Origin of the sequence: Halomicrococcus gelatinilyticus, assembly GCA_024227995.1 — an archaeon.
GTDB classification, from domain to species: Archaea; Halobacteriota; Halobacteria; order Halobacteriales; family Haladaptataceae; genus Halomicrococcus; species Halomicrococcus gelatinilyticus.
Window position 1 is genome coordinate 2,721,015 of the sequence record CP100465.1, and the last position, 16,559, is coordinate 2,737,573.

At 68.9% G+C, this 16,559-nt stretch carries 18 protein-coding genes; 8 read left to right on the plus strand and 10 right to left on the minus strand.

Annotated features, from left to right (window positions below):
• Positions 1-72: 72 nt before the first annotated feature.
• Positions 73-477, minus strand: coding sequence for a universal stress protein (locus NKT36_RS14385; protein ID WP_327051748.1), 405 nt, complete (start codon positions 475-477; stop codon positions 73-75).
• Between the two features lie 114 nt (positions 478-591).
• On the opposite strand from NKT36_RS14385, the gene NKT36_RS14390 reads away from it, so the two are divergent.
• Positions 592-2,292, plus strand: a complete 1,701-nt coding sequence (locus NKT36_RS14390) for a thiamine pyrophosphate-binding protein (RefSeq protein WP_327051749.1) — start codon at positions 592-594, stop codon at positions 2,290-2,292.
• A gap of 205 nt (positions 2,293-2,497) precedes the next feature.
• Here the strand turns inward: NKT36_RS14390 and NKT36_RS14395 are convergent, their stop codons facing one another.
• Positions 2,498-3,919, minus strand: a complete 1,422-nt coding sequence (locus tag NKT36_RS14395) for an FAD-binding oxidoreductase (protein WP_327051750.1) — start codon at positions 3,917-3,919, stop codon at positions 2,498-2,500.
• 377 nt (positions 3,920-4,296) lie between these two features.
• Between NKT36_RS14395 and NKT36_RS14400 the strand changes: the two genes are divergently transcribed.
• From NKT36_RS14400 to NKT36_RS14415, 4 genes are all read left to right on the plus strand, one after another.
• Positions 4,297-4,689 carry a hypothetical protein gene (locus tag NKT36_RS14400; protein WP_327051751.1) on the plus strand — a complete coding sequence of 131 codons (393 nt, stop codon included), beginning with the start codon at positions 4,297-4,299 and terminating at the stop codon, positions 4,687-4,689.
• 6 nt (positions 4,690-4,695) lie between these two features.
• Positions 4,696-4,902 (plus strand): helix-turn-helix transcriptional regulator, encoded by a 207-nt coding sequence (locus NKT36_RS14405; RefSeq protein ID WP_327051752.1) that lies wholly within the window; start codon positions 4,696-4,698, stop codon positions 4,900-4,902.
• Positions 4,903-4,917: 15 nt separating this feature from the next.
• Positions 4,918-5,103, plus strand: coding sequence for a hypothetical protein (locus NKT36_RS14410; RefSeq protein ID WP_327051753.1), 186 nt, complete (start codon positions 4,918-4,920; stop codon positions 5,101-5,103).
• A 154-nt stretch (positions 5,104-5,257) separates the two neighbouring features.
• The gene (locus tag NKT36_RS14415; RefSeq protein WP_327051754.1) at positions 5,258-5,911 is read left to right on the plus strand and encodes a ribonuclease HI family protein; all 654 of its coding nucleotides are present in this window, start codon (positions 5,258-5,260) and stop codon (positions 5,909-5,911) included.
• A gap of 162 nt (positions 5,912-6,073) precedes the next feature.
• Here NKT36_RS14415 and NKT36_RS14420 read toward each other — a convergent pair whose 3' ends face one another.
• The 5 genes from NKT36_RS14420 to NKT36_RS14440 form a co-directional block, all read right to left on the minus strand.
• On the minus strand, positions 6,074-6,763 hold the full coding sequence (locus NKT36_RS14420; RefSeq protein ID WP_327051755.1) for a 6-hydroxymethylpterin diphosphokinase MptE-like protein: 690 nt from the start codon (positions 6,761-6,763) through the stop codon (positions 6,074-6,076).
• A 1-nt stretch (position 6,764) separates the two neighbouring features.
• Positions 6,765-7,580 (minus strand): dihydropteroate synthase, encoded by an 816-nt coding sequence (folP, locus tag NKT36_RS14425; protein ID WP_327051756.1) that lies wholly within the window; start codon positions 7,578-7,580, stop codon positions 6,765-6,767.
• Positions 7,581-7,680: 100 nt separating this feature from the next.
• A complete protein-coding gene (gene tsaA / locus NKT36_RS14430) occupies positions 7,681-8,118 on the minus strand; it encodes a tRNA (N6-threonylcarbamoyladenosine(37)-N6)-methyltransferase TrmO (RefSeq protein ID WP_327051757.1) in 438 nt (145 codons plus the stop codon).
• A gap of 89 nt (positions 8,119-8,207) precedes the next feature.
• The gene (locus NKT36_RS14435) at positions 8,208-10,298 is read right to left on the minus strand and encodes a hypothetical protein (protein WP_327051758.1); all 2,091 of its coding nucleotides are present in this window, start codon (positions 10,296-10,298) and stop codon (positions 8,208-8,210) included.
• Between the two features lie 101 nt (positions 10,299-10,399).
• Positions 10,400-11,407, minus strand: coding sequence for a methyl-accepting chemotaxis protein (locus NKT36_RS14440; protein ID WP_327051759.1), 1,008 nt, complete (start codon positions 11,405-11,407; stop codon positions 10,400-10,402).
• 271 nt (positions 11,408-11,678) lie between these two features.
• On the opposite strand from NKT36_RS14440, the gene NKT36_RS14445 reads away from it, so the two are divergent.
• The 3 genes from NKT36_RS14445 (at position 11,679) to NKT36_RS14455 (ending at position 13,925) form a co-directional block, all read left to right on the plus strand.
• Entirely contained in the window at positions 11,679-12,200 is a 522-nt protein-coding gene (locus tag NKT36_RS14445) for a hypothetical protein (protein WP_327051760.1), read from the plus strand.
• Positions 12,197-12,934: an RNA methyltransferase gene (locus tag NKT36_RS14450; RefSeq protein ID WP_327051761.1), complete on the plus strand. Its 738-nt coding sequence runs from the start codon at positions 12,197-12,199 to the stop codon at positions 12,932-12,934. Before NKT36_RS14445 ends, NKT36_RS14450 begins: the two co-directional genes overlap by 4 nt.
• A gap of 142 nt (positions 12,935-13,076) precedes the next feature.
• Entirely contained in the window at positions 13,077-13,925 is an 849-nt protein-coding gene (locus NKT36_RS14455; RefSeq protein ID WP_327051762.1) for a phosphatase PAP2 family protein, read from the plus strand.
• A 105-nt stretch (positions 13,926-14,030) separates the two neighbouring features.
• On the opposite strand, the gene gatE is transcribed toward NKT36_RS14455, so the two are convergent.
• From gatE to srp19, 3 genes are read right to left on the minus strand one after another with little or no spacing between them, the layout of a single operon-like run.
• Positions 14,031-15,899 (minus strand): Glu-tRNA(Gln) amidotransferase subunit GatE, encoded by a 1,869-nt coding sequence (gene gatE, locus NKT36_RS14460; protein ID WP_327051763.1) that lies wholly within the window; start codon positions 15,897-15,899, stop codon positions 14,031-14,033.
• A 51-nt stretch (positions 15,900-15,950) separates the two neighbouring features.
• Entirely contained in the window at positions 15,951-16,178 is a 228-nt protein-coding gene (locus NKT36_RS14465) for an H/ACA ribonucleoprotein complex subunit GAR1 (RefSeq protein ID WP_327051764.1), read from the minus strand.
• Positions 16,178-16,459 carry a signal recognition particle subunit SRP19 gene (gene srp19, locus NKT36_RS14470; protein ID WP_327051765.1) on the minus strand — a complete coding sequence of 94 codons (282 nt, stop codon included), beginning with the start codon at positions 16,457-16,459 and terminating at the stop codon, positions 16,178-16,180. Before srp19 ends, NKT36_RS14465 begins: the two co-directional genes overlap by 1 nt.
• Positions 16,460-16,559 lie beyond the last annotated feature (100 nt).

Here is a 16,559-nt window from a genome sequence, read left to right on the forward strand (position 1 = left end):
TTGTACCGAGAGCGACGCCCGGAGCTGTGGCTGCCACGGACGGCAGTTGCCAGGAAAAATCGGTTCGCTGCGTTACTCGTCGACCTTCACGTCGCCGGTGACCATGACGGGCCGGTCGGCGTCGAGCACGACGGACTGGACGACGCTCCCGAACAGCGCCTTCCCGGCGGGCGATCGCTTGCGGCCGCCGACGAAGATGGCGTCGACGTCCTGCTCGCGCGCGACCTCCAGGATCTCCTCGGCGGGGTCGCCGCTCGTCTCGACGACGTCGGTCTCGATGCCTGCCTCGTCGAGTACCTCCTGGGCACGTCGGACGCCGGCGACCTGCGTCACCGACGCGCCGCCGGGATTGTCGGTGAACGTGTGCAGCAGCGTCGCCTCGACCTCGGAGTCGGCCGCCGGAAGATCCGCGACGGCTTTCGCCTGCGAGCGGCCTCGGTCCTCGTCCTCGTCCAGCGCTATGAGTACGTGATACATACTCGTACTCTATTCTCATTCGGCTTATTCGTTGGGGTGGAAGACGTATTCCGTCGTTCCTTCGTCGCGTTCCGGTGGACGAACGTTTTTGCCGGTTCGCGGCGACGACCCGGTATGGTAACGGACCGCACCGGGGCGGACCTGTTCGTCGAGACGCTCGAATCCTACGGCGTCGACCACGTGTTCGGCAACCCCGGCACGACCGAGCTGCCCGTCATGTCGGCCATGGCGGACAGCGACCTCGAGTACGTGCTCGCGGCCCACGAGGACGTCGCGGTCGGCATGGCGGCGGGGTACGCGAGCACCCGTCGCTACCGCGCCGACGAGCTGTCGGGCACGCCGGCCGGCGTCGTGAACCTCCACGTCGCGCCGGGGGTCGCCCACGGCCTCGGCAACCTCTACGGCGCGGCCGTCGCTGGCGCACCGCTGGTCGTCACCGCGGGTGCCCACAGCCTCGACTTCCGCCACGAGGAGCCCATCCTCGACGGCGACCTCGAGGCGATGACCGACCAGTTCACCAAGTGGAGCGCGGAGGTGACCGACGTCTCGGCCCTGCCGACGATGCTCCGGCGGGCGTTCCGCGTGGCGACGACGCCGCCGACCGGCCCCGTGTTCCTCGCCCTCCCGCTCGACGTGACGATGGCCGCGACCGACGCCGACCCGGAGCCGCTCGGACCGATACAGAACCCCGGCGCGGGCGACCCGACGGCCGTCGAGCGCGCGGCGGACCTGCTCGTCGACGCGGACGACCCCGTGCTCGTCGTCGGCGACCACGTCCCGCGCCACGGCGCGTGGTCGGAGACCGACCCCGTCGACGCGGCGGTCCGCCTCGCGGAGGCGGCGGGCGCGCGCGTCCACGCAGAGATACTGTCCTGCGAGATGGACTTCCCGACCGACCACGACCAGTGGGTGTCCCACGTTCCGCCGGACGAGGACGTCGCGGCCGCCGTCCTCAACAGCGACACCGTCGTCTTCGCGGGCTGTTCGACCAACACCACCCTCGTCCGTCACGAGCGGGAACTGCTCTCGGCCGACACGACCGTCGTCGACCTGAACGACGAACCGTGGCAGGTGGGGAAGAACCACCCGGCGGACGCCGCCGTCGTCGGCGACCTCGGCCTCGTGATGGACGCCGTCGCCGACCGCGTCGAAGACGGCGTCTCCGACCAGGAACGCACGGAACGACTGGAGCGCGTCGAGCAGTTCAAGACCTTCGCCGGCCAGCGGATGGAAGCGATGGGGGCCGACGAGGCCCCGGACGACCCGCGCGCCTCGAAGGCGGACCTCGTCGACGCGATGCAGGCGGTCGCACCGGACGCCTACGTCGTCGACGAGAGCATCACCAGCAAGTACGCGCTGCTGACGCGCTGGGACTTCGACCGCGAGGCGTACCTCTCGAACAAGGGCGGCGGACTGGGGTACGGCCTGCCCGCTGCCGTCGGCGCGGCGATGGCCGAGCGCGAGCGCGACGACTCCCGCGACGTCGTCGGCTTCGTCGGCGACGGCTCCTACCTCTACTACCCGCAGACGCTGTACTCCGCCGCGCGCTACGACGTCGACCTCACCGTCGTCGTGCCGGACAACCGCAACTACCGCATCCTGAAGGACAACACCCTCGACCTCATGGGCGGTGAGGAAGACGACCACGAGTTCGTCGGCATGGACTTCGACCCGCCGGTCGACATCCCCACGAACGCCGAGAGCCACGGCGCGAGCGGCCACCTGGCGGAGACCCACGACGAGGTCGAGGATGCGCTGACGACCGCGCTCGACGAGGACGGCCCGAGCGTCGTCGACGTCCTCGTCCACGACTAGCAGCAGTCCCAGGTTTGGCCGCTATGTTGCAGTTCCGCAATCAGCCATCAGATAGTCGTGTTGATGCCTTGCCGGACGACGTCGACGTGAAAGTCGTATCGGGGTCAGGGCCGCGGTCTGTGGCCATCAGTCGGCAACTCTGGTCCTGGAGAAATAGTCGATTCGACGTGCAACACAGCAGCCAAATTCGGCGACTACTGCTAGACTATTCGTCGACGACGTCGTCCCCCACGCGTCCGCCGTCGACCGTCTCGGGGAACACCTTCCCCGGATTCAGCGTGTCCTCCGGGTCCAGCGCATGCTTCACCCGGCGCATCGCGTCGACGGTCGCCGCGCCGTGCTCCGCGACCAGGTACTCGCGTTTCCCCCGGCCGATGCCGTGCTCGCCGGTCGCGGTGCCGCCGAGTTCGATGGCTCGCTCCACGACGTCGTCCTGCGTTCGCTCGCCGCGCGCGACGTGGTCGGGGTCGGTCTCGTCGACCAGCACCGAGAAGTGGAGGTTGCCGTCGCCGGCGTGCCCGAAGCAGGGGACGAGCAGGTCGCGCTCGTCGGCGAGGTCGGTCACGTACTGCACCATCTCGGGGTAGGCGCTGATGGGGACCGTCACGTCGCCGGGGTGGAGCGGCGTCAGGTCCGGGTCGTAGGACTGGACGGCGAAGGCGAGGTCGCGCCGCGCCTGCCAGAGGTCGTCCATCGCGTCCTCGTCGACGACGTCGAACCGCTCGACGTCGTGGCTCTCGAACACCGAGCGACAGAACGCGACCTCCTCCTCGACGCCGTGGTTGGCGTGGAACTTCAGGAACACCGTCGGCGCGTCCGGCAGGTCCGTCCCCGTGTAGGCGTTGGCCATCGTCGCGCTCGTCGCGTCCACCAGTTCGATGGTCGCGACGTCGACCCCGGAGCGCACGGCGTCCGCGACGGCCGCGGTCGCGTCGTCGAGCGACGGAAACAATGCGCGCCCGCCGCGGACCTGCTCGGGTCGCCCCGCCAGTTCCAGCGTCGCCCTGGTGACGACCGCCAGCGTTCCCTCGCTCCCTACCAGGAACTCTTTCAGGTTGTAGCCGCTGGAGGTCTTGACCGCCCTGCTCCCTGCCGTTATCACCGACCCGTCAGCGAGGACGGCCTCCAGTTCGAGCACCCAGTCGGCCACCTCGCCGTACTTCACGGTCTGCATCCCGCTGGCGTCGTTGGCGATCATGCCGCCGACGGTCGAGATGTCGCCCGAGGAAGGCAGCGGCGGGAAGAACAGCCCCTCGCTCGCGACGGCGTCGTCGACCTCGGTGCCCATCACGCCCGGTTCGACGTCGACCTGGAAGTCCTCGGGCCGCACGTCGAGGACCGCGTCCATCCGCGTCACGTCGAGGCTGATGCCGCCGCGGGCGGGCGTGGCGTTGCCCTCCAGGCTCGTCCCCGCCGCGTACGGCGTGACCGGGACGCCGCGCTCGTTCGCCGCCGCGAGCACCGCCGACACGTCCGCGGTCGACTCCGGCCAGACGACGGCGTCGGGCCGGACAGCCTCGTCGTCCGGCGTCCCCCAGTCCGCGGCGTGGCCGTCGCGGTGGGAGTCGCCGACGGAGAACTGGTCGTCGTCGAGCAGGTCGCCGAGGAACGACGTGTCGTACGCCATGCGTTAGCACTGTTCTCGCCGTGGCATAAAACCAGGGTGCAGTTGGGGACGACGGGGAGCGACGGGCACGATGGGGTCCCGCTGCTGCCATCCCCAGTGTTGCTACTCTGTCGGGGCCGTGCTGAATGGATAGCGGGAATCTCGAACAGTCCAGCGTTCGGGTGGATGGGTCACTCGATACGGTTCTCTTTCTGCTCTCGCCTGGACCACGTCTGGCCTGGCATGGTCGCAGCGTCTCGTCAACCCGAGCGTCGGCCACTGACACGACAGAAGTCGACGCCTCCTCCTGTTGACGACGCCAGTAAGCGACGTATTGGAACCCTCCAATTACATAATGGAAAAGATTTATTACGTAGTGTCAAACATCTCTGACACACATGGTCGTCCTCAAACGAGACGTCCCTATCGTGGTCATGGTCGTCGGAATGGTCGCGTCGACTGCCGGTGCCGACCTGGTGTCGTCCCAGGAGCTCGCGCTCGGGCTCGCAGTCGGTGGCTCGATCGTCACCTGGGGGACCCTGTTCGCGGCGGGCGTGTTCCTCGACGACAGGATATGGGGCCGCCTGCTCAGCGACGAACGGATGAACCGGATCACTCATCGGTCGGGTGCCGCTGCGTGGCTGTTGATGCTGGGCGTGTCGTCCTCGCTGATGGTCTCGCTTCCCCGGTACGGCGGCACGGTTTCTGCCAAGGACGCCCTGATGGCAGTGCAGACGGTCGGAATCGTCGCATTCGTCGGTGCGATGGCGTACAACAGTCGGACGATCTGACCCACCATGGAGAACAACCTGAAAGTCTGGCGCGCGAAGGCCGACGTCACGCAGGAGGAGTTAGCGAAGGAACTCGACGTCGCACGACAGACGATCAACGCGATCGAGCGCGGTCGCTACGACCCCTCGCTCGAACTCGCGTTCAAGCTCGCACGTTACTTCGACTGTGCGATAGAGGACATCTTCACGTACGAACCAGACGACGAGGACTGATCCAGGAGTACACACATGACAGACACTTCAGTGCCGAAAGTCGACGTCGACGACCGAATCGAAATCGGACTGTCCCTGATAGCGATACTACTCGGTGCCCTGGCCGCATACTTCACAGGCAAGACTGGAGAACCCCAGCCGTTGCTCTGGCTGGGCTGCGCAGGACTCACGCTGTTCGTCCTGTTCTTCACCGAAGCGTAGCCGCGCCCGTTTCATCAGTCGTTCACCGTGCCACCGGAAGGGATTATCCCGCTCGACCACCGAGGGCCGATATGCAGTGGTGCGACCAGCCAACGAGTTCGACCGAGTGCGATGACGGGAGCGCTCCGGACCGAACTCCGACGGAGGACGTGGCGTGACCGACGACCCCCTTCCGGCCGAACATCTCTCGCCGCTCGCCACGCTCGTCGACGAGGTGCTCGCGGGCGTCGGCTACGAGATGGCGGCCGCCACCGACGCCATCAACGACGCCGTCCCCGGCCACGGCGGTCTGTTCGACCCCGCGACCACCTCGACCGAGTTACGTCGCGCGCTCGAAAGCCTGCTGGCGTCGGACCTCGACCGACCATCCGTCCCCGAACCGACGGGCGACGCGTTCGTCCTCTACGTCGACGGCAGTTCGCGAGGCAACCCCGGCCCCGCAGGTGCAGGCGCTGTCATCGTGGACGCCGACGGGGAGGAACTCGCCCGGCTCGGCCGACCCGTCGGCTCCCGGACGGGGAACAACACTGCCGAGTACGTCGCTCTCCAGCTCGGGCTCTCCGAACTGCTGGCGCGCTACGAGCCACGCCGGCTGGAGGTGCGCATCGATTCGATGACGGTCATCCGGGACGTCTGGGGTGGCGACGAACCGACGGAACCGGGCGTCGAGGCGTACAGCGAGGCCGTCACGGCGTCGCTGTCGAGCGTCCCGGACCACCGGTACACGCACCTGGCCGACAGCGACCCCAACCCCGCCGACGCACTGGCGACGGTGGGAGCCGACATCGCGGCCCTCGGGCCGGGATAGGCGGACATCGCCGCTCACAGTACGACGTCCCGGTCGGGTGCCGAGCCCCAGAAGCGAAGAGAACCCACGTATCGACTCCGCACACACGGTCCGGCACGCCCTTCCCGTCACTCACGACGGCTTTCGACAGCACCGACAGGGTGCGACGGGGGAGGACGCGCCTCAGTCGGGGAGCGCGCCCTCGTCGACGTCGTCGCGGCGGCCGTCGAGTACTGCGAACCGCTCGCCGCGCCGCCGCTCCAGCCACCGGAGCAGGCGCTCGGCCCACCGGAGTTTCTTCGCCTTCACCCGCCCGACGTCGGGGTCGTCGAGATCCCACCCCGGGAAGACGAGTTCGGCCGCGTCGAAGTGGTCCGCGAGGAACGCCGCCCGGTCGCCGTCGGTGAACCCGCCGAAGTTCTCGACCGGGCCGCGCGGGGCCGCCTGCGTCGTCGCCAGCACGTGGTCGTGGTCGAATGTCGGAACGTGCTCGCGGACGCCCCCGAGATTGTCGCCGTGAGCGTGCGCGGCGACCGGCACGCCTCGCTCGGTCAAATAGCGCGCCGTATCGGGGTTCTTGTCGAGGTCGGTCACCATGCAGTCGACCGCGACGCCGGCGTCGAGCAGGACGTCGGCGGCGGTGGAGGCGGCGACCACGACGTCCGCGTCGGCGGCCTGGTCGACCTCTGCAGAGAGAGACGGCCCCGCGCCGGCGACGGCGACCGTCGCACCGTCGATGCTCGCAAGGCGGTCGTGGTCGAACGGCTCGGTGAGGTCGGCGAGGACGTCGCGGCCGCGCTCGTCGGCGGCGCGGTCGAACCCGAAGTCGGCGAGGATGGCCTCGTAGACCGGTTCCCAGGTCGCGAACTCCATGTTACTCCTCGCGCCCGAACGCGTGGCCGATCTTTGCGGCGTCGACAGTCTCCGCGACGTCGTGGGTGCGGACGACGTCCGCGCCGCGCTCGACGGCGAGGGCGGTCGCGGCGAGGCTGGCGGGCAGGCGCTCCTCGGTCGGCCGGTCGACCACGTCGCCGAGGAAGTTCTTGCGGTTGATGGAGACGAGGATGGGCCGGCCGATGTCGCGGAACTCCCCGAGCCGGTGGAACGTCTCGCGGTCGTCGGCGAGCGTCTTCGCCTCGCTCCACCCGCCGAACGCCGGGTCGACGATGGTCTTGTCCGTCAGCGGCTCGCTCGCCAGCGCGTCGTAGATGTCGTCGACGCGCTCGATTGCGCCGGGGCGTTCGAGGTCCGGTGGGCTCGCCATCTTCACGACGGCGGCGTCGCGGGCGCGACACACCTCCGCCATCCCCGGGTCGGCGAACCCGCAGATGTCGTTGACCATGTCGAACCCCCGGTCGAGTGCTGCCGCGGCCACCTCGGCGTACCGCGTCTCGATGGAGAAGACGGCGTCGCCGTCGACGCGCTCGATGGTCTCGACGGCGACGTCGAGCCTGTCCAGTTCCTCCTCGGCGGAGAGCACCTCGAAGCGCTTGTTCGCCGACTCCAGGCCCACGTCGACGATGTCGGCGCCCTCGCCGACGAGCTCCTCGTCGACGTACGCCGCCGCGGCCCCGGGGTCGTCGTAGACGCTCGGGTCGTACGGCGACTCCTCGCTGACGTTCAGGACGCCCATGACGCGCGGCGGGTGGTCCGGCCCGATGCCCAGTCCCGCGGCTGAGACGTTCGTCATGGATGACTCACGGGAGCCCTGGCGTAAAAATCGCCCCGGTCTGCGGTCGCACGGTCCCACGACGCCTTCGCCGCCGTCCGGTCCCGCGTCGCGGCCGCCGTCACCCTTCCAGGTCCTCGAGCCACCCGCGGGTCAGGTCGGCTTCGTCGACGCCGCCGACGTACGGCTTCACGTCGAGCACGGGCGTTCCGTCGACGAGGTCCAGGCCGTTCACGTGGAGGGTCGTCCCGTCCACGTCGTCCAGGCGGACGACCGACTGCGCGATGGGGTTCGGTCGGTGGGGGCTCCGGCTGGCGAACACGCCGACCTCGACGCCGTCGGCGTGCGGCGGGCGCGCGCGAAGATGGGAGTCCTCGATGCCGTCGAGATGTGCGAGCACGACGACGTGGGAGAACTCGTCGAGGCCGTCCAGACCGTCGGCGTACGCTTCGTCGAGTTCGACGCGCGACGCGACGTCGGCGTCGCGGGGCGTCGGTACGTCGTCTGGCGAGCCGTACGGCGAGCGAACGACGCCGATCGGCGCGTAGGTGACGTCCATACACCTCCTCCGGCACGCCGGACAAAGAACGGTCCGCTGGAGGTCGTCGTTGCCGGGAGTCGGGAGCGCCGTCGGAACTGGCGGCCGACTCACCGCCTCGCGCGGAGGTCGTCGACCGACGTCTCCTCGCTCCAGTAGCGGTCGCCCTCGAACTCGACGGGCATCAGTGTGATGTCGAGGTAGTCGTCGAGTTCGTCGGCGGACATCCCGAAGGTGTCGATGACGCCGGGCGAGAGGTAGCGCCGCTCCAGGTCGCCGACGTACGGGAGGTACATCGTCCCGATGCCGTACCCCGGCGTCGCGTAGGCCCGCAACTCGAGTTCGAAGTCGGCGGCGTCGCCGCGCTCGACTGCCGCGCGCAGCGCCACCCCCGTGTTGGTCTGGCAGAGCTCGACGCCGCCGTCGCCGATGGTGATGTAGCGGTAGCCGGTGAGGACCTGGTCGCGGGCGACGGCGACCGCGTCGCGGAGCGTGTACCCGCAGTTGAGCAACCGGGCGAGGATCTGGCCGACCTCCGTCGCGAGGTCGTTGGACACGTCCGAGAGCGTGGCGACGCCGGCGTAGCTCCCCTTCTCGACCAGTGCGGCGGCCTGCTCGTACGACCGACAGGCGTTGAGCAGGAACGCCTCGACGCCGACGTCGTCGAGCGTGCGCGCGTCGAGGACGCCGTCGGGACAGCGGATGCCCTCGTCGTCGACGTGGCCGATGTAGTGGAGGAAGTCGAACGAGGTTCCGAGGAGGTCGGCGAGTTCGTCCGTCGCCAGCCCGTAGTCGATGTCGACGTCGTACTCCAGCAGGTCGCGGAAGCCGTACAGGTCGTTGACGACCCCCTCCGCTTTCATCGCCGGGTCGTTGCAGACGACGCGGATCTCGATGGTCGACTGGTCGGGGACGTCTCGCTCGACCCGCCGCCGGCAGGCGTCCGCGGTCAGCTTGTCGCCGCCGAGCGGGTAGCCGTCGCCCACCCAGGCGTGGCCGCTGGTCTCGACCGGGTCGGTGCGGACGACGTTCTCCGTCGGCGGGTCGTCGTCCGCCGGCCCCCGGTAGAAGTCGGCGAGCGCGCCGGGCGGCGACGTCGACGAGGCCGTCGACGGTTCGTCGGGACAGCGGACGAGCGAGAGGTCCCTCGCGACGAACGGGAGGACGTCCACGTTGTCGGCGACCGGGACGACGTCGGTCGTGAGTGGCCACTCCGGCACGTGCGGTGCCAGCGTCTCGTACGGCACGGAGAGGTACTCCCGCACCTGCGCGGCTATCGGGCGGCCGTAGAGCGCGGCGAAGTCCAGGTCGACGAGCGGCTCGACCTGTTGGCGCTCGTGGAGGTCCACCGCGTAGTACCCCTCCGTCCGCGTCAGACAGTCGAGGAAGACGACCTGGCGGAGCACCCGGTTCACGGTCGCCTCGTACCCGCCAGGCCCGTCGAGCGCGTACTCGAAGTCGCCGGCGACGAGGCGCGGGTCGGTCCCCGGCACGACCGCCGCACCGAGGTAGTACGCGAGCGACGCGGCCGGGTAGACGTGGCCGCGGTCCGCCGGCAGGACGAGTCGCACGTCCGTCGCCGGCCGCTCGACGCCGTCCGGAACGGAGAACGTCTCGCCGCGCTCGACGAGCGGCGGGTGGCCGCGCAGGGTCTGGAACGACCGTTCGCAGTCGGTCGTCTTCAGCGCGGACCCGAGCAGCGAGACGGCGTCCATCGCGTCGCGGACGTCGTCGGTCACCGTGACGGTCCCCGCGGGCCCCTCGTGGAACGACCGCGCGCCGATCCGTACCGTCTCCTCACCATCGAGGTCCACCCTGACCCGGTCGCCCGCGCGCCGCACCGCGTCGCCGCGCTCGACGACGAGGTAGAGCTTCATCGGCGTGCTACTGAGTTCGAGGTAGTGGGCGGCCTCGGGCAGTCGCTGCTCGCCGTCGTTCGGTGAGTAGTCGGCCACGATGTCGCCGGTCCGGTCCCGGACGATGACGTTCACGAGCGAGGGGATGGTCAGCGCCGACGTACGGAACGACACCGCGGCGTCGACGGGGAAGAGGAACTCGTCCGGGTCGGCGGCGCGCGGAGCGATGCGGGACGGCGAGTGGAAGGCGAACCGGACGTTGTCGATGGGGTCGTCGACCAGCACGCCCGACTCGCCCAGCGACTCGAACCGCGGTCGGACGGTGTCGTCGGTCGCGCCGTTCATCGCCCGGCCTCCCCGGCCGCGCGGAACGGGACGTCGGCGAGTCCCATACGTGGAAGATGCGTCCGGTCGAATCCGGTTAAGAATTCTGATGGGTGCTAAATTCAGCCAGTGAAATCCTTCATCTCCTCGTTTATCTCCGCTATCTGCTCGGTCTGGTCCTCTATCTCCTCGGAGATGACGGACGTCTCCTCGCCGATCTGGACGGCGTTCTCGGTGGTCTGGTCGACCATGGCGGCGACCTCCTCGGCGCTGGCGGCCTGCTCGTCGGTTGCCTCGGCGACCTCCTCGATGCCCAGCGTCGCCTCCTCGACCGAATCGCCGATCTCGTCGAGGCGGTTCATCGCCGATTCCACTTCGTCGATACCGCTGTCGATCTTCTCGTTGCTGCGGTCGAGGCTCTCGACCGCGTTCTCGGTGTCGGCCTCGATGCGGTCGACCATCTCCTCGATGTCCGCCGCCTGCTCCTGGGACTCGACCGCCAGGTCCTTGATCTCCTCGGCGACCACCGCGAACCCGTCGCCGGCCTCGCCCGCGCGGGCGGCCTCGATGCTGGCGTTGAGCGCGAGCAGGTTCGTCTGGTCGGCGATGTCGTTTATCACGTCCGTGATGGAACTTATCTCGTCGATGCGCTGCTGGATGGTCTCCATCTCCCGGGTCACCTCGTCGGCGGCCTCGCGGACCTCCTCCATCGTCTCGACGACTTCCCCGGCCGATTCCTGGCCCTCGCGCGCCCGGCGGCGGGCCTGCGTGCTCGCCGAGGAGACCTCCTCGGCCGAGGAGGCGACCTCCTCGACCGCCGCACTCAGGTCCGACACCTCCTCGGCGACGCTCTGCATCCCGGTGGACTGCTCCTCGGCGAGGTCGGTTATCTCCCGGATGCTGCCGGCGATTTCCTCCGAGGAATCGTACAGTTCGAGCAGCGAGTCCTGGATCTCGCTCGCGGCCTCGTCTTCGAGGTCCGTCTCGACGAGGTCCTCGTCCGCGTCGTCCAGGTCGATGTCGTCCTCGAACTCGTCGTCGACGTCGCGATCCACGGCCGGGTCGACGTCCGCGTTCTGGTCGTTCACTAACTCGTCTTCCTCGGCCGCCTGACCTGTCGGTCGAGACATGGGATTGCGGCTTGCGAACACTCGATTAAAAGAATTGTCCCAACGAGGATGCGAACTATAGTTTTTCGATGTACCTGGCGTTAGTTTTCTCGTCGTTAGGATGAACGAACGCTTGAGTATTCGATGAACGACCAACCTCGACTCTCGGCAGTGTGTCGGTCCCCGCGGCCGCGGAGCGGGTCGACGGTGCGGCCTTCGCGGGTCACGTCGCCACCATCCCGTCGAGTCGCAGACGCGCTCTTTTTGTCGCTGGGGTCGATAGCTTGGAGTGATGGGTAAAGTGAGCATCGGGCTTCGCGGCTGGCGGTTCGACGAGGAGGAGGTGTTCACCGAGGACGGCGAGTACCGTCCGATGGACGAGATGTCGGAGGACACCCGCAAGCGACTCGTGCGCCTGACGGCGCTCGTGGGGTCGCCCTGCGACGCGTGCTGGCTGATCCACGGCGACGCCGAGATCCAGAAGTGCAACCCTATCGAGGTGGTGTACGGCGAACCGCACTACGAGGCGGCGGTCTGCCGGGAGCACGAGCGCGACTTCCTCTACTGGTACTTCGAGGAGGGTGGCAAGCAGTACCGCGGTGAGGAGCAACTCCAGGACGAGTTCCACGAGTGGTTCGCCGACGGCGGTCGCGCACCGGAGGGGTACGAGGGCGTCGAGCACGTCGACACCGACCCGGCGGACCTCCCCGAACCGCCGGACCCGGACATGGAGGCGATGAACGTCGACACGGGCGAGCCGAAGGAGGAGATCGACCTCCGGGACGTGGACGTCGACCAGGACTACCCCTCATGAAGCCGGCCGTCGCGGTCGTCGAACCGAAGACGCCGGGCAACGTCGGCACCATCGCGCGTGCGATGAAGAACTTCGGGATGGACGACCTGAAGATCGTCGACCCGCCGGAACTCGACCGCGACAGCGAGGCGTACGGGTTCGCCGGCCAGGCCCGCGAGGACGTCCTCCCGAACTACGACGAGGTGACGTTCGACGAGCTCGTCGCGAACTACCACACCGTCGGGCTGACGGCGACGACGAACGAGGACGCGCGCAAGCACGTCCGTTTCCCGTTCGAGACGCCCGCCGAACTCGCCGACAGCCTCGCCGAGGCGGAGGCAGACGTCGTGCTGATATTCGGTCGCGAGTCCAACGGGCTGACCAACGAGGAACTGGCGCGCGTCGACCAGGTGTGTTCCATCCCGGCGAGCGCGGACTACCCCGCGCTCAACCTGGGGCAGGCGGCGACGGTGACGCTGTACGAACTCCGTGACCTGACCGTCGACGAGACCCAGCACCCCGACGTCGAGCGCGAGCGCGCCGACGAGGCGGCGATCGAAGGGTTCTACGACGGGTTCGCCGACCTGCTCGCGGCTATCGACCACCCTGAGGAGAAACGCGACAAGACGATGCGACTGGTCCGGCGCCTCGTCGGGCGCGCGCACCCGACCGGGCGCGAGATAGCGACGCTGCGCGGCGTTCTCCGGCGTGCCACGGAACGTGCCGAGGCCGCCGACCCGCCGCGGACGCAGTAGGTTCGAACCGGCACGTCGACGAACCTCGACGCATCCCGCGAGGTGTCGGTTCTGGGGGACGAATGCGGCAGTTTACCTGCCGCGAGTGGTGACAGCGATAGATAAAGTATTTAGGGCCAGTCGTGACAACAAGGGAATAGTCATGCTGACCGCCCTCCTCAGCCGCTTCGGTTCCCTGCCGCTCGGGACCCAGTTCACCCTGCTGGTCGCCGTCCCGAGCGTCGCCCTCCTCCTCGTCGGGAAGCGGGTGTTCCTCCCGGAGGAACGCCTCCGGACCCTGTTCGTGGAGTTCCTCCGCACCGACTGGAAGTACCTCGGCGTGGCGTGGGTCGTCACCCAGGGCGTCAACACCCTGGCGCTCCACTTCCACGTGGGCCGGACGTTCACGGGGGTCATCTACGCCATCGAGGGAGCGACGGTGGTCGCCTTCCAGGCCATCGCCTCGACGCCGCTGACGATGTTGTTCACCGTCGTCTACCTCGCGGGCTTCCCGTTCGTCGTGCTGTTCACGTACTTCAAGCTGAAGGCCCACGACGAGGAGGAGGCCCGCCGGTACGCGGTGGCGTACGTCATCCTCGTGCTGACCGCGGTGCCCTTCTTCGTCCTCTTCCCGGTGAAGGTGTCGTCGCTGTACCTGACGACCGTCGAGCCGCTGATGTACGAACTCAGTCCGGCCATCCGCTACGGCATCCACTCGACCGACACGCTCGTGAAGGCGTTCCCGAGCCTCCACACCGGCCTGTCGCTGCTCGCGGCGCTGTACGCCCGCAAGGCCGACACCGCGTACGCCTACACCGTCGGGACGCTGTCGCTCGCCATCGTCTTCTCGACGCTGTACCTCGGCGTCCACTGGCTCACCGACGCCATCTTCGCCATGGTGATGGTCGGCGTCGCGTACTACGTCTCCCAGACGGTCAGCGAACCGCGCTGGTCGGTCGTCTCGCGGGAGGCCGTCGCCGCCGTCCGCCGCACCGCCTCGCGGATGGCCTGACGACCGTACTGGAAGACTCCTTTCTGCGACGCTTACCGGTCCGTTAGCTCGCCGCTCGCGACCACGGACCGTTGTCCGAAAAGCAGCCCCTGCAACTGCGCCCGCTCAGGCGCGTTTCTGGATCTCCTCGCGGAGCAGTTCGCTGACGAGGTCGCCCTCGGCCTGGCCGCCGAGCGCGCCCATGCACTCGCCCATCAGCGCCGAGAACGCGCCCATCCCCTCGGCCTCGACCTGGTCGCCGTTGCGCTCGACGACCTCGACGACGGCCTCGCGGACCTCGTCCTCGGCCGCGGCGCCGAGTCCTTCCGCCTCGACGGCCTCGCTGGCAGTGCGGTCGGGATCCTCCGCGAGCGCGACGAGCAACTCGTCGACGTTGCCCTTCGGCACCTCGCCGTCGGCGGCGAGGTCCAGCGCGTCGAGGAAGTGCTCGTCGGTGAGGTTCTCGACGGGGACGTCGTCGCGCCGAAGCTCCGTGACGGTGCTCTCCAGGGTGCCGGCGGCCAGCGTCGCGTCGACGCCGTTCGCGACGGCCGCCTCGAACAGCGCCATTCGGCGACCGTACGCGACCTGTTCGGCCAGGCCCGCGTCGAGACCGTACTCGTCCTGGTAGCGGTCGACCTTCTCGGTGAGCAGCTCAGGTTCCTCGACCTCCGCGGGGTCGAGGTCGACGGGCGGCACGTCCGTCTCGGGGTACATCCGGGCCGCGCCGGGGAGCGGGCGGAGGTAGCGGGAGGTGCCGTCCTCGTTCGCGCCGCGCGTCTCCTCCGGGACCGCCTCGATGGCGACTTCAGCGCGCTCGGCCGCCGCCTCGATGGCGCTCCGGGCGACGTCCTCGGCCGCGGCGACGATGGCGACGGCGTCGTCCTCGCCCGCGTCGACGGCGTCCCGCAGCGCCGCGACCTCGTCCTCGGTGACGCCGTAGGCGGGGAGTTCGTCCGTGTGGAAGATGCCGCCCGCGCCGTGGCGCTTGGCGTGGTCGGAGAGTTCGGTGCCGAGGCGGCGGTCGGGCTGTATCTCGCGGCCGACGAGACCGTCGAAGCCGTAGAGCGGGACCGCGGTGACCGCGCCGCCGTCGTCGAGCGCGCCGCGGACGACGCCCGAGTCGGTGTTCTCGAAGACGGCCGTGACGTCCTGGACCTCGCCGACCTCGGCGTCGCGGTCCTGGAGTTCGTCGCGGACGGCGAGCAGTTCGACCTGGCGCTCGACCTCGTTGCGGACCAGGTCGTCGATGTCGTCGAGGCTCTGGACGCCCTTCATCTCGACGCGCGCTCCGTCCGCGATGGAGACGTTGACGTCCTGGCGGATGGTGCCGAGGCCGCGCTTGACCTCGCCCGTCGAGCGCAGCAGCATGCCGATGCGCTCGGCGGCCTCGCGGGCCTGTTCCGGCGTGCTGATGTCGGGCTTCGTGCCGATCTCGACCAGCGGGATGCCGAGGCGGTCGAGGCTGTACTGGACGCCGTCCTCGCGCTCCTCGACGCGCTGGGCGCTCTCCTCCTCCAGCATCAGGTCCTCGACGCCGACGGGACCCTCGCTCGTCTCGATGGCCCCGTCGCGGGCGACCAGCGTCGAGCGCTGGAACCCGGAGGTGTTGGAGCCGTCGACGACGATCTTCCGCATGACGTGGGCCTGGTCGACGACGTCCATGTCGAGCAGTTGTGCGATCTCGAGCACGACCTCGCGGGCCTCGTCGTCGAGGCGGTGCGGCGGTTCGTCGTCCTCCTCGACGAGGCAGGTGGTGTCGTAGGCGAGGTACTCGAACTCGCGGTCGATCTGGCTCTCCTCCAGCGCCGCCTCGTCGATCTCCCCGAGTTCGCTCCGGGTCGGGTGCAGGTAGCGGGCGAACGACCGCTCGGCGTCTTCGGGGTCGCGCAGTTCGGTCGGACACTGGCAGAACAGTTTCGTCTCGGTGTCCAGTTGCTGGTGGATCTCCAGCCCGGCCACGAGCCCCAGGTCCTCGTAGTCGTACTCGCTCATTGGTCGCTTCTGTGTCGCCGAAGGGTAAAAAACCGTCCAGTTCGCCGCGGGTTACCTGGCGTACAGCTTCGACCCGACGAGCGACGCGAGGGGGACGTCGTCCGCCGGCGAGACGGCGAGGTACGGTCGCTCGACGGGCCCGAACACGTCGACGACGCGGCCGACGTCGTCCAGTTGCTCGTCGACCACCGCGGTGCCGAGGTCCGGGTACTCCTCGCCAGGGGAGCGGACGATGGCGAGCCCCTGCGCCGTCCGGGTCACGTCGCCGAGTTTCCGCATCAGTCGCGCAGCGCCGCCACGTACGCGGCTACTGCCTGGATTAGGTCGTTCTTCGACGAGTCGTCGGCGTTCTTCACCAGCACGCGCCCGCGCTCGTTCCAGCCCTCGCGGGAGTACGCCTTGTCGCGTTCGATGACGGCGTCGTAGCCGACCTGCTGGACCGCCTGCGCTATCTCGTCGACCGTCGGCTCCTCGACGGCGACGTCTTCGGGGACCCGCCGCCCGTCGCTGCGGGAGAGGTCCGCGTCGACGTAGGCGGGCCAGATGACTTTCTCGACCATACCCGAAGTCGACGGCGTGGCGTTAAACGCCTTTTCCTGTCGGGTCGCACGGCGAGCAACGATGCCCTGCGGGGCGCGCAAGCCGTCCGAACTGCCCGCC

Excerpts from the sequence above, each read along its gene's own strand:
- NKT36_RS14385 (WP_327051748.1), bottom strand. The coding sequence starts at position 477 with ATGTATCACGTACTCATAGCGCTGGACGAGGACGAGGACCGAGGCCGC.
- NKT36_RS14390 (WP_327051749.1), top strand. The coding sequence starts at position 592 with ATGGTAACGGACCGCACCGGGGCGGACCTGTTCGTCGAGACGCTCGAA.
- NKT36_RS14395 (WP_327051750.1), bottom strand. The coding sequence starts at position 3,919 with ATGGCGTACGACACGTCGTTCCTCGGCGACCTGCTCGACGACGACCAG.
- NKT36_RS14400 (WP_327051751.1), top strand. The coding sequence starts at position 4,297 with ATGGTCGTCCTCAAACGAGACGTCCCTATCGTGGTCATGGTCGTCGGA.
- NKT36_RS14405 (WP_327051752.1), top strand. The coding sequence starts at position 4,696 with ATGGAGAACAACCTGAAAGTCTGGCGCGCGAAGGCCGACGTCACGCAG.
- NKT36_RS14410 (WP_327051753.1), top strand. The coding sequence starts at position 4,918 with ATGACAGACACTTCAGTGCCGAAAGTCGACGTCGACGACCGAATCGAA.
- NKT36_RS14420 (WP_327051755.1), bottom strand. The coding sequence starts at position 6,763 with ATGGAGTTCGCGACCTGGGAACCGGTCTACGAGGCCATCCTCGCCGAC.
- folP (WP_327051756.1), bottom strand. The coding sequence starts at position 7,580 with ATGACGAACGTCTCAGCCGCGGGACTGGGCATCGGGCCGGACCACCCG.
- tsaA (WP_327051757.1), bottom strand. The coding sequence starts at position 8,118 with ATGGACGTCACCTACGCGCCGATCGGCGTCGTTCGCTCGCCGTACGGC.
- NKT36_RS14435 (WP_327051758.1), bottom strand. The coding sequence starts at position 10,298 with ATGAACGGCGCGACCGACGACACCGTCCGACCGCGGTTCGAGTCGCTG.
- NKT36_RS14440 (WP_327051759.1), bottom strand. The coding sequence starts at position 11,407 with ATGTCTCGACCGACAGGTCAGGCGGCCGAGGAAGACGAGTTAGTGAAC.
- NKT36_RS14445 (WP_327051760.1), top strand. The coding sequence starts at position 11,679 with ATGGGTAAAGTGAGCATCGGGCTTCGCGGCTGGCGGTTCGACGAGGAG.
- NKT36_RS14450 (WP_327051761.1), top strand. The coding sequence starts at position 12,197 with ATGAAGCCGGCCGTCGCGGTCGTCGAACCGAAGACGCCGGGCAACGTC.
- NKT36_RS14455 (WP_327051762.1), top strand. The coding sequence starts at position 13,077 with ATGCTGACCGCCCTCCTCAGCCGCTTCGGTTCCCTGCCGCTCGGGACC.
- gatE (WP_327051763.1), bottom strand. The coding sequence starts at position 15,899 with ATGAGCGAGTACGACTACGAGGACCTGGGGCTCGTGGCCGGGCTGGAG.
- NKT36_RS14465 (WP_327051764.1), bottom strand. The coding sequence starts at position 16,178 with ATGCGGAAACTCGGCGACGTGACCCGGACGGCGCAGGGGCTCGCCATC.
- srp19 (WP_327051765.1), bottom strand. The coding sequence starts at position 16,459 with ATGGTCGAGAAAGTCATCTGGCCCGCCTACGTCGACGCGGACCTCTCC.